The following is an 11,052-nucleotide window of genomic DNA, read 5'->3' on the forward strand; positions in this document are numbered from 1 at the left end:
CCAACCGGTGACCGGGCATGACTCTCGACATCACGCAGTTCTACCAGACCTTTTTCGACGAAGCGGACGAGTTGCTCGCGCAGATGGAGCAACTGCTGCTGAACCTCGACGTCGGCTCGCCCGACCCCGAGGACCTGGCCGCGATCTTCCGCGCCGCGCATTCGATCAAGGGCGGCGCGGCGACCTTCGGTTTTTCCGCGCTGACCGAGACGACCCACATCCTGGAGTCGCTGCTCGACCGCGCGCGCAACCATGAGCTGACGCTGACCAAGGAAATGGTCGATGCGTTCCTCGAGACCAAGGACGTGTTGTCCGACCAGCTGGCCGACTATCGCGCGAGCGCGGAACCGGATGCGGCGGCTGCCGCGACGATCTGCGCGAAGCTCGAACGCCTGAAGGCAGAAAGCGGCGGCGTGGCCGCGGCGGCGGATGCCGCGCAGGCCGTGCCGTCAGCAACGGCCGTGCCGGCCGAGGCGGCCGCACCGGCGCCGGCGCCTGCCGCAGGCGATCGCGCGCCCGATCACGTGGTCGAACAGGCCGTCGCGGCCGCGCATCCGGCAGAGGACGCCGGCGCGGGCGGCCCGCACCTGAAGATCACGCTCGCAGGCGTCGACGCGAAGGACCAGGCGCTGCTGACCGAAGAACTCGGCAATCTCGGCCGGATCGTCGCCCGCGAGGAAGCGGGTGCCGACCTGACGCTGTGGCTCGAATCGGACGTGCCGTCCGACGACATCGTCGCCGTGTGCTGCTTCGTGATCGACGACAGCCAGATCCGGATCGCGCGCGGGACCGCGCCGGCCGCACCGGCGGCGCCCGCCGCCGCGACGGCCGCGCCCGAACCGGCCGCTGCGCCGGAGCCGGCCGCGCGCGTCGAGGTATTCGCACAAGCCGCCGGTGCCGCACCGGCCGCCGCCGCCGCACCGCAAGCGCCGGCGCAACCGGCGCCGCAAGCCGCCGCGCAACCGCACGCGGAACCTGCCGCGTCGGCTGCGCAGGCCGCCGCGCACCACGACGACAAGCGCCCGCGCCCGGCGGCTGCCGCATCGGGCGCCGAAGGCAGCTCGATCCGCGTCGGCGTCGAGAAGGTCGACCAACTGATCAACCTGGTCGGCGAGCTCGTGATCACGCAGGCGATGCTCGCGGAAACGGCGAGCGCGTTCGATCCGGCGCTGCACGACCGCCTGTTCAACGGGATGGCGCAGCTCGAGCGCAACGCGCGCGACCTGCAGGAAGCGGTGATGTCGATCCGCATGATGCCGATGGACTACGTGTTCAGCCGCTTCCCGCGCCTCGTGCGCGACCTGGCCGGCAAGCTCGGCAAGCAGGTCGAGCTCGTCACGTTCGGTCAGGCGACCGAGCTCGACAAGAGCCTCATCGAGCGGATCATCGACCCGCTCACGCATCTCGTGCGCAACAGCCTCGACCACGGGATCGAGACCGTCGACAAGCGCATCGCCGCGGGCAAGGACGCGGTCGGCCAGCTCGTGCTGTCGGCCGCGCATCACGGCGGCAACATCGTGATCGAAGTCAGCGACGACGGCGGCGGCCTGAACCGCGAACGGATTCTCGCGAAGGCCGCCAAGCAGGGCATGCAGATCCCCGACAACATCAGCGACGACGAAGTCTGGCAGCTGATCTTCGCGCCGGGCTTCTCGACGGCCGAGACGGTGACCGACGTGTCGGGCCGCGGCGTCGGGATGGACGTCGTGAAGCGCAACATCCAGTCGATGGGCGGCCACGTCGAGATCTCGTCGCAGGCCGGCCGCGGCACGACCACGCGGATCGTGCTGCCGCTCACGCTCGCGATCCTCGACGGGATGTCGGTGAAGGTCGGCACGGAGATCTTCATCCTGCCGCTGAACTTCGTGATGGAGTCGCTGCAACCGTCGAACGACGACATCTACACGGTCGGCAACGGCGAGCGCGTGGTGCGCGTGCGCGGCGAATACCTGCCGCTGGTCGCGCTGCACGAAGTGTTCTCGGTCGAGGACGCGCGCACCGACCCGACCCAGGGCATCGTCACGATCATGGAAACCGAGGGGCGCCGCTTCGCGATGCTGATCGACGAGCTCGTCGGCCAGCAGCAGGTGGTCGTGAAGAACCTCGAAACGAACTACCGCAAGGTGCACGGCATCTCGGCGGCGACCATCCTCGGCGACGGCAGCGTCGCACTGATCGTCGACGTCGCGGCGCTGAACCGTGAAACCCGTGCGACGCACGGCGCCCGAGCCGGCGCCGAGCTCGCGATCTTCTGACTCTCGCCATTCAACCGATTGGGGGCAAACGTGTCTGCTGAAGTCCAAATGATCAATCCGGCCGCGGCGAACGCGGCAACCAGCCGCCGCGACGCGGAGCAGGGCGATGCGACGGGCCAGGAGTTCCTCGTCTTCACGCTCGGCGACGAGGAATACGGGATCGACATCCTGAAGGTGCAGGAAATCCGTGGCTACGACAGCGTCACGCGCATCGCGAACGCGCCGGACTTCATCAAGGGCGTGATCAACCTGCGCGGGATCATCGTGCCGATAGTCGACATGCGGATCAAGTTCCATCTGGGCCGCGTCGAGTACGACCACCAGACCGTCGTGATCATCCTGAACGTGTCGAACCGCGTGGTCGGGATGGTGGTCGACGGCGTGTCGGACGTGCTGACGCTGCAGACCGACCAGATCATGCCGGCGCCGGAATTCGGCGCGACGCTGACCACCGAGTACCTGACGGGCCTCGGCACGGTCGACGGCCGGATGCTGATCCTGATGGACATCGAGAAGCTGATGTCGAGCCGGGAAATGGCGCTGATCGAGACGCTCGGCGGGTAAGCGCGCCGCGCGCGCAGGAATTTCGGGAGAATCTGCAATGTTGCATAACTGGTCGATCCGCACGACGCTCACGGCGGTCGGACTCATCCTCGTGGCGCTGGCCGCCGCCGTCGGCGGGCTCGGCCTTTACGCGCTCAATCACGCGAGCCGTTCGCTCGACGAGATCGCGCACGTCGACCTGCCGGCGATTCACACGCTCGACGACACGGCCGCGCACCTGCTGCGCGCCCGTGTCGCGCTCGACCGCTTCCGCACGCTGACCGAAGCCGGCAATTCGGCCGATGCGGCGAAGGTGCTCGACCGCGCGCAGGAGCTGTTCGCGAAGTCGAACCAGAACTGGCAGGCGTTCCAGGCGTTGCCGAAGCCCGGCGTCGAGCAGGCGCTCGTCGACGAGCTCACCGCGCGCTACACGACGATCGTGAAGGAAGGCGTCGAGCCCGAGTTTGCCGCGGCGCGCGCGGGCGACATGGCGGCGTACCACGCGATTGCCGACACGAAGATCAGCCCGATGTTCGTCGCGTTCGACCAGACGGCGGCGGGCGTGATCGCATCGCTGCAAAAGCGCGCGGAAGAACGCCAGACCGCGACGCAATCGCAGATCTCGCTGATGGTCGCGCTGATCGCGGCGGGCATCGCGGTCGCGTTCGTCGTCGTGATCGCGATCCGCTTCGCGCTGCGCGGGTTGATCGTGAAGCCGCTCGAGGACGCGATCGCGCACTTCGAGCGCATCGCCGGCGGCGATCTCACGCAGCCGGTGAACGTGTTCAGCACCAACGAGATCGGCCGCCTGTTCGGCGGCATCAAGCGGATGCAGGACGCCGTGACGGCGATGGTGCAGGCCGTGCATCGCGGCACCGAGTCGATCGATGTCGGCGCGCGCGAGATTTCGACCGGCAACACCGACCTGTCGCAGCGCACCGAGGAACAGGCCGCGTCGCTGCAGGAAACCGCATCGAGCATGGAGCAGCTGACCGGCACCGTGCGGCAGAACGCGGAGAACGCGCGGCAGGCGAGCCAGCTCGCGGTGAACGCGTCGGACATCGCGATGCAGGGCGGCGAGGTCGTCGGCCAGGTCGTGTCGACGATGCAGGACATCGCGGCGAGCTCGGGCAAGGTCGTCGACATCATCGGCACGATCGAAGGCATCGCGTTCCAGACCAACATCCTCGCGCTGAACGCGGCGGTCGAAGCCGCGCGCGCGGGCGAGCAGGGCCGCGGCTTCGCGGTGGTCGCGGGCGAAGTGCGCTCGCTGGCGCAGCGCAGCGCGAGCGCCGCGAAGGAAATCAAGCAACTGATCGGCGACTCGGCCGAGAAGGTCGAAAGCGGCTCGGCGCTCGTCGCGCGCGCCGGCTCGACGATGGACGAGATCGTGCAGGCCGTGCGCCGCGTGACCGACATCATGGGCGAGATCAGCGCCGCGTCGGACGAGCAGTCGACCGGCATCGAGCAGGTCAATCGCGCGGTCGGCCAGATGGATTCGGTCACGCAGCAGAACGCGGCGCTCGTCGAGCAGGCCGCGGCGGCGGCCGCATCGCTCGAGGAGCAGACGCGCCAGATGAAGGCGGTCGTGTCGGCGTGGCGCGTCGCGGGCGGCATCGCGCTCGCGCCGGCGCGCCCTGCCGCGCAATCGGCCGCGCACGCATCGGCGCCGGCGTTGCCGGCGGCGCACCGTCACGAAACCTCGCCGGCCGCGCTGCCGGCACCGCAGCCCGCCGCGCAGCCGGCCCGTCGCGCCGCGCCGACAGCGCATGCGCCGGCGCCGGCACCGGCACCGGCTGCCGGCCACGCCGGCCAGGACGCGAAGCGCGCGCCGGACGCCGCTGCCGCACGCGCATCGAAGGAAGCGCCGGCCGCCGGCGGCTACGGCCCGCGTCTCGCGAAGACGGCCGCCGCACCGGCGCCGAAGCCTGCCGAGAAGCCCGCACTGGTGCGCCCCGCGCTGAACGGCGAGAAGCCGGCGATGGCGGCGGCCGGCACGTCCGACGACGACTGGGAGACTTTCTAAGCCATGCCGTCCGCGCGCGCACCGTTTCGATCCGATGCACCCGACGCCTCGCCCCGCGCGGGCGAGCCCGGGCGCGACTTCGCGTTCACCGGCGCGGATTTCGCACGCATCCGCGCGCTGATTCATCGACGCGCGGGCATTTCGCTGTCCGAGCACAAGCGCGACATGGCGTACAGCCGGCTTGCACGCCGGCTGCGCGCACGCGGCCTCGACACGTTCCGCGACTACCTGGACCTGCTCGAGCAGGAGGACGATCCGCTCGAGTGGGAAGCGTTCACCAACGCGCTGACGACGAACCTGACCGCCTTTTTCCGCGAGTCGCACCATTTCCCGATCCTGGCCGACTTCGTGAAGGGGCGCCCGGCGCCCGTGTCGGTGTGGTGCTCGGCGGCGTCGACCGGCGAGGAGCCTTACTCGATCGCGATCACGCTGATCGAGGCGCTCGGCGAATCGGCCGCGCGCGGCGCATCGATTCTCGCGACCGACCTCGACACGCAGGTGCTCGCGAAGGCCGAGGCCGGCATCTACACGTACGACCAGGTCAAGCATCTGAGCCCCGAGCGGCTCAAGCGCTTCTTCCTGAAAGGCACGGGCGCGCAGGCCGGCCGCGTGAAGGTGCGCCCGGAGCTGCGCGCGATGATCCGCTTCGAGCAGCTGAACCTGACCGATGCCGACTACGGGATCGCGAAGCCGTTCGATGCGATCTTCTGCCGCAACGTGATGATCTATTTCGACAAGCCGACGCAGGGGCAGGTGCTGTCGCGCTTCGAGCCGCTCGTGAAGCCGGGCGGCCTGCTGTTCGCCGGGCATTCGGAGAATTTCACGTACGTGTCGCAGGCGTTCCGGCTGCGCGGGCAGACGGTGTACGAGCTGGCGCACGATGCCGCGCCGGGCGTGCGCCCGCGTGGCGCCGCGCCGGCCGCGCCGGTGCCGCCGCGCGCCCATGCGCGTGCCGCGGGCGCCGCCCCCGCGTATGGAGAACGCGGATGAGCGGCCTGCCGATCGCGACCAATCGCTACTTCGACAACCACTTCGAACGCCCGGGCGTGAAGCTGCTGCCGAACGAGTTCTACACGACGGCCGAGGACATGGTGCTGATGACCGTGCTCGGCTCGTGCGTCGCCGCGTGCCTGCACGATCCGTTCGCGGGCATCGGCGGGATGAATCACTTCATGCTGCCCGACGACGGCGCCGATGCCGGCGCGGCCGCGTCGGAGGCGATGCGCTACGGCGCGTACGCGATGGAAGTGCTCATCAACGAACTGATCAAGGCCGGCGGGCGCCGCGAGCGCTTCGAGGCGAAGGTGTTCGGCGGTGCGGCGGTGCTGGCGGGAATGACGACCATCAACATCGGCGACCGCAACGCGGATTTCGTGCGCCGCTATCTCGCGCTCGAACGCATCCGCATCACCGCGGAGGATTTGCAGGGCGTGCACCCGCGCAAGGTTGCGTTCATGCCGCGCACCGGCCGCGCGATGGTGAAGAAGCTGCGGTTGCAGGTGCCGGGCGTGACCGAGCGCGAAGCCGCGCTCGCGCGCGAGGCCGACCGCCTGCGCGCCGAGCGGCAGCGCGCGCACGTCGAGCTGTTCGCCGCGAAACGGCCGGCCGCGCCGCCGCCGGCCCGCCCGCGCATCGAGCTGTTCGGTGCGCGCGGCGGTGCGGGCGCGCAGACGACGAACACGAAGGCCGGCAGCCCGTATGCGGCCAACCTTTCGAGAAAGCAGGAGGCATGACCGCAGTGCAGAAGATCAAAGTGTTGTGCGTCGACGATTCGGCGCTGATCCGCAGCCTGATGACGGAGATCATCAACAGCCAGCCCGACATGGAAGTGTGCGCGACCGCGCCCGATCCGCTCGTCGCGCGCGAACTCATCAAGCAGCACAACCCGGACGTCCTGACGCTGGACGTCGAAATGCCGCGCATGGACGGGCTCGACTTCCTCGAGAAGCTGATGCGCCTGCGCCCGATGCCGGTCGTGATGGTGTCGTCGCTGACCGAGCGCGGCTCCGAGATCACGCTGCGCGCGCTCGAACTCGGCGCGGTCGATTTCGTCACGAAGCCGCGCGTCGGGATTCGCGACGGCATGCTCGACTACGCGGAAAAGCTCGCGGACAAGATCCGCGCGGCCTCGCGCGCGCGCGTGCGCCAGGCGCCGCAACCGCAGGCAGCCGTGCGCGCGGCGAGCGGCCAGAGCGCCGCGCCGATGGTCAACAACCCGCTCGTCAGTACCGAGAAGCTGATCATCATCGGCGCGTCCACGGGCGGCACCGAGGCGATCCGCGAGGTGCTGACGCCGCTGCCGCCGGACGCGCCGGCGGTGCTGATCGCGCAGCACATGCCGCCCGGCTTCACGAAATCCTTCGCGCAGCGGCTGAACGGCCTGTGCCGGATCGCGGTGAAGGAAGCCGAGCACGGCGAGCGCGTGCTGCCGGGCCATGCGTACATCGCGCCGGGCCATGCGCACCTGCTGCTCGCGCGCAGCGGCGCGAACTACATCGCGCAGCTGTCCGACGAGCCGCCGGTGAACCGCCACCGGCCGTCGGTCGACGTGCTGTTCCGCTCGGCGGCGCAGCACGCGGGCAAGAACGCGATCGGCGTGATCCTCACGGGGATGGGCCGCGACGGCGCGGCCGGGCTGCTCGACATGAAGCGCGCGGGCGCCCACACGTTCGCGCAGGACGAGGCGAGCTGCATCGTGTTCGGGATGCCGCGCGAGGCGATCGCGCTCGGCGGCGCGGACGAGGTCGCGCCGCTCTCCGAGATGAGCCGGCGCGTGATGGCGCGACTGGCGACGATGGGCGACCGCGTACAGCGCGTCTGAATGAAATGTCACGGGGCACGTGCGATGCTGCGGGCCCCGACGGTAACGAATCTGCAAAGGAACGACGATGGACAAGAGCATGAAAATCCTGGTGGTGGACGACTTCCCGACGATGCGCCGGATCGTCCGCAACCTGCTCAAGGAACTGGGCTACACGAACGTCGACGAAGCCGAGGACGGCGCGGCCGGCCTCGCGCGCCTGCGCGGCGGCGGCTTCGACTTCGTGATTTCCGACTGGAACATGCCGAACCTCGATGGCCTCGCGATGCTGAAGGAAATTCGCGCGGACGCGACGCTCACGCACCTGCCGGTGCTGATGGTCACGGCCGAGTCGAAGAAGGAGAACATCATCGCGGCCGCGCAGGCAGGCGCGAGCGGCTACGTCGTGAAGCCGTTCACGGCCGCGACGCTCGACGAGAAGCTGAACAAGATCATCGACAAGATGGCCAAGGCCGGGAGCTGACGTGAACGAGCCGATCCATGCGGCGCTCGCCGGCGCGGCAATCAACGCCGACGGCCATGCCGAAGGCGCCGATTACGCGAGCGACCGGATCCTCGCGCGCATCGGCCACGTCACGCGCACGCTGCGCGATTCGATGCGTGAGCTCGGGCTCGACAAGCACGTCGAGCGCGCGGCGGAAGCCGTGCCCGATGCGCGCGACCGGCTGCGCTACGTCGCGACGATGACCGAGCAGGCGGCCGAGCGCGTGCTGAACGCGATCGAGGTCGCCAAGCCGATGCAGGAGCGCATCCAGAACGAGGCCGAGGCGCTCGACGCGCGCTGGGCGCAATGGTATGCGGCGCCGATCGAGCACGCGGAAGTGCGCGAGCTGATGGATGACACGCGCACGTTCCTGCGCACGCTGCCCGAGGCGGCGTCGGCGACCAGCGCGCAGCTGCTCGAGATCATGCTCGCGCAGGATTTCCAGGACCTGACCGGGCAGGTGATCAAGAAGATCATGGACATGGTCTACCTGATCGAGCAGCAACTGCTCACCGTGCTCGTCGAGAACATCGCGCCCGAGCGGCGCGAGCAGTTCGCGGCGACCGCGGCCGCGCTCGCGGCCGAGCAGATCAGCGCGACCGGCAGCCCCGAGTCGCTGCTGAACGGGCCGCAGATCGCGCCGGAAGGCAAGTCCGACGTCGTGCAGGACCAGGCGCAGGTCGACGACCTGCTCGCCAGTCTCGGCTTCTGATCCCGCGCCATCGCATCGACGTCGCTCCCGATCGCGGAGCGGCCCGGTGCGCATGGCTTTCCCCCATGCCCGGGTCGTGCCGCGCGGCATGCTGCGGTGCGTCACGCAACGCGGATTTGACACTGCGACACACTCCGCAGGCATACTACGCGTCAGCAGCAACGAAGCGTCATTCTTAAGACTTTGATTTGTTTGCCCGCGGCGTAGCGCCTGATGGCGACACCGCCGGCAACGAAGCCAGTCCCTTGGGGGGGAACGTGAAGCTGAAACGCTTGGGCTGGGCCGCCGCGCACGCGACGGCCGCAATGGGTGTGCTGTGGGCCGTCCACGCACAGGCCGAACTGGGCGGCGCGCCGATGTCGCCGCCGGCGGACGATCGCGCCGCCACGGTGCGCGCGCTGCAGCGCGCGATGCGCTCCGCCGACGGCGCGCAGGCGAACGCGGCCGCCTATACCGTGCGCGAGATCACGCTCGGGTCGGGCACCGTCATCCACGAATACACGAGCGCGGCGGGCACCGTGTTCGGCCTCGCGTGGCGCGGGCCGAGCATGCCGGACCTCGAGTCGCTGCTCGGCAGCTATTTCCCGCAGTACACCGCCGGCGTCCAGGTCGCGCATGCGGCGCGCGGCTGGCGTGCGCCCGTGTCCGTCGATACGAGCGGCCTCGTGATCCGCACGGGCGGCCACATGGGCGCCTTCGCGGGCCAGGCATGGCTGCCGACGGCGCTGCCTGCCGGGCTGACCGGCAACGACATCCAGTGACAGCGGGAGAGCGATCTTGCGAATTCCTCGTACCTTCAAGCGCTGGCTCGGCCTGCTGAGCGTCGCGGCCGCGACGGCCATGCTCGTGACCGCCTGCGGCGGCGGCGACGACAACAACGGCGGGGGCGGCAGCAATGGCGGCGGCTCCAGCGTCTCCGACGGCAATACCGCGAACACGGCCGTGATCACGGTCGGCACCGGCGTCGCGCACGTGATCAACATCCCGACCGTCAACGTGAAGATCTGCGTGCCGGGCACGTCGAACTGCCAGGTGGTCAACAACGTGCTGGTCGATACGGCATCGTACGGGCTGCGGCTGGTCAGCAGCGTGCTGTCGTCGGGCGTGTTGAACAACCTGCCGCAAACGACGGCCGGCGGCGCGCCGGTGGCCGAGTGCGGCAAGTTCGTGTCGAGTTTCACCTGGGGCTCCGTGCGGACCGTCGACCTGTCGATCGGCACCGAGCAGGCGAGCTCGCTGCCGGTGCAGATCATCGGCGATCTCGGCACGAGCAACGTGCCGGGTTCGTGCTCGAACAACGGCGCCCGGACGTCGGCCAACACGGCCAGCGACCTCGGCGCGAACGGCATCCTCGGCATCGGGCCGGCACCGGTCGATTGCGGCACGGCCTGCGCGACCTCGACGTCGGCGACGTCGAACAACTATTACGCGTGCCCGAACGGCAATTCCAGCTGCGCGGTGGCGCTGGTGCCGGTCGCGCAGCAGGTGGCCAACCCGGTCCATCGCTTCGCGACCGACAACAACGGCGTGATCGTGCAGATGCCGAACATCTCGAACAGCGGGCAGGGCAGCGCGACGGGCCTGCTCACGTTCGGGATCAATACGCAGAGCAACAACGCGCTCGGGGCGTCGACGGTGCTCACGTCGACGACGACGGGCGACGTCGATGCGACGTTCCTCGGCGGCAGCGTGACCGCGTTCTTCGATACGGGCTCGAACGCGTACTTCTTCAACGATTCGACGCAGAAGGCCTGCTCGACCAACACGCAGTTCTACTGCCCGTCGTCGACGACCACCTATACGGCGACGCTGACCGGCAAGAACGGTGTGTCGGGCGGCGTGTCGATGCCGGTCGCGAATGCCGATGCGCTGTTCGCGAATCCGTCGACGTTCGCGTTCAACGACATCGCCGGCCCGTTCGGCGCGGCCGGCTGGCTCGACATCGGCATGCCGCACTTCTACGGCAAGACGATCTACTTCGGGATGGACCGCACCGGCAGCGGCGGCGCGCAGCCTTACGTCGCGTTCTGATCGCGCCCGAACGGCGGCAGCGGGAAAGGGGGCGAGCGATCGCCCCCTTTTTTTTGGTTCATCGAGGATTACCGGGGAACGCGGCGCGGATTTTGAGGAAGAAGTATTCCTCGTCGCGGTACCCGTAGGCCCGACGCTTGATGACCTTAATGGTGTTGTTGATGCCTTCGACGACGCTGG

At 69.2% G+C, this 11,052-nt stretch carries 11 protein-coding genes; 10 read left to right on the forward strand and 1 reads right to left on the reverse strand.

The window, feature by feature from the left end; all coding sequences use genetic code 11:
• The first annotated feature begins 17 nt into the window (after positions 1 to 17).
• From cheA to HW466_RS23080, 10 genes are all read left to right on the forward strand, one after another.
• Positions 18 to 2,255 carry a chemotaxis protein CheA gene (gene cheA / locus HW466_RS23035; RefSeq protein WP_176316101.1) on the forward strand — a complete coding sequence of 746 codons (2,238 nt, stop codon included), beginning with the start codon at positions 18 to 20 and terminating at the stop codon, positions 2,253 to 2,255.
• A gap of 48 nt (positions 2,256 to 2,303) precedes the next feature.
• Positions 2,304 to 2,819, forward strand: a complete 516-nt coding sequence (gene cheW, locus HW466_RS23040) for a chemotaxis protein CheW (RefSeq protein ID WP_031397017.1) — start codon at positions 2,304 to 2,306, stop codon at positions 2,817 to 2,819.
• Between the two features lie 37 nt (positions 2,820 to 2,856).
• A complete protein-coding gene (locus tag HW466_RS23045; protein ID WP_176316102.1) occupies positions 2,857 to 4,824 on the forward strand; it encodes a methyl-accepting chemotaxis protein in 1,968 nt (655 codons plus the stop codon).
• Between the two features lie 3 nt (positions 4,825 to 4,827).
• On the forward strand, positions 4,828 to 5,814 hold the full coding sequence (locus HW466_RS23050) for a CheR family methyltransferase (RefSeq protein WP_059792014.1): 987 nt from the start codon (positions 4,828 to 4,830) through the stop codon (positions 5,812 to 5,814).
• Entirely contained in the window at positions 5,811 to 6,557 is a 747-nt protein-coding gene (gene cheD, locus HW466_RS23055; RefSeq protein WP_174906110.1) for a chemoreceptor glutamine deamidase CheD, read from the forward strand. Before HW466_RS23050 ends, cheD begins: the two co-directional genes overlap by 4 nt.
• A complete protein-coding gene (locus HW466_RS23060; protein WP_059452631.1) occupies positions 6,554 to 7,645 on the forward strand; it encodes a protein-glutamate methylesterase/protein-glutamine glutaminase in 1,092 nt (363 codons plus the stop codon). Before cheD ends, HW466_RS23060 begins: the two co-directional genes overlap by 4 nt.
• Positions 7,646 to 7,712: 67 nt before the next feature.
• Positions 7,713 to 8,108 carry a chemotaxis response regulator CheY gene (gene cheY / locus HW466_RS23065; protein ID WP_006754880.1) on the forward strand — a complete coding sequence of 132 codons (396 nt, stop codon included), beginning with the start codon at positions 7,713 to 7,715 and terminating at the stop codon, positions 8,106 to 8,108.
• 1 nt (position 8,109) lies between these two features.
• On the forward strand, positions 8,110 to 8,841 hold the full coding sequence (gene cheZ / locus HW466_RS23070; RefSeq protein WP_059452632.1) for a protein phosphatase CheZ: 732 nt from the start codon (positions 8,110 to 8,112) through the stop codon (positions 8,839 to 8,841).
• 257 nt (positions 8,842 to 9,098) lie between these two features.
• On the forward strand, positions 9,099 to 9,602 hold the full coding sequence (locus tag HW466_RS23075) for a DUF2844 domain-containing protein (RefSeq protein WP_059505484.1): 504 nt from the start codon (positions 9,099 to 9,101) through the stop codon (positions 9,600 to 9,602).
• Positions 9,603 to 9,618: 16 nt separating this feature from the next.
• Positions 9,619 to 10,872 (forward strand): DUF3443 domain-containing protein, encoded by a 1,254-nt coding sequence (locus tag HW466_RS23080; RefSeq protein WP_151007002.1) that lies wholly within the window; start codon positions 9,619 to 9,621, stop codon positions 10,870 to 10,872.
• A 58-nt stretch (positions 10,873 to 10,930) separates the two neighbouring features.
• Here HW466_RS23080 and HW466_RS23085 read toward each other — a convergent pair.
• Positions 10,931 to 11,052 (reverse strand): transposase (locus HW466_RS23085; RefSeq protein WP_166966332.1); only part of this gene is annotated, 122 nt, incomplete at its 5' end.

The sequence above is a fragment of the Burkholderia territorii genome, from assembly GCF_902833055.1.
Classification (GTDB): Bacteria; Pseudomonadota; Gammaproteobacteria; order Burkholderiales; family Burkholderiaceae; genus Burkholderia; species Burkholderia territorii.

Bases quoted from the DNA above. Each gene is read 5' to 3' on its own strand.
- cheA (WP_176316101.1), top strand. From the start codon at position 18: ATGACTCTCGACATCACGCAGTTCTACCAGACCTTTTTCGACGAAGCG.
- cheW (WP_031397017.1), top strand. From the start codon at position 2,304: ATGATCAATCCGGCCGCGGCGAACGCGGCAACCAGCCGCCGCGACGCG.
- HW466_RS23045 (WP_176316102.1), top strand. From the start codon at position 2,857: ATGTTGCATAACTGGTCGATCCGCACGACGCTCACGGCGGTCGGACTC.
- HW466_RS23050 (WP_059792014.1), top strand. From the start codon at position 4,828: ATGCCGTCCGCGCGCGCACCGTTTCGATCCGATGCACCCGACGCCTCG.
- cheD (WP_174906110.1), top strand. From the start codon at position 5,811: ATGAGCGGCCTGCCGATCGCGACCAATCGCTACTTCGACAACCACTTC.
- HW466_RS23060 (WP_059452631.1), top strand. From the start codon at position 6,554: ATGACCGCAGTGCAGAAGATCAAAGTGTTGTGCGTCGACGATTCGGCG.
- cheY (WP_006754880.1), top strand. From the start codon at position 7,713: ATGGACAAGAGCATGAAAATCCTGGTGGTGGACGACTTCCCGACGATG.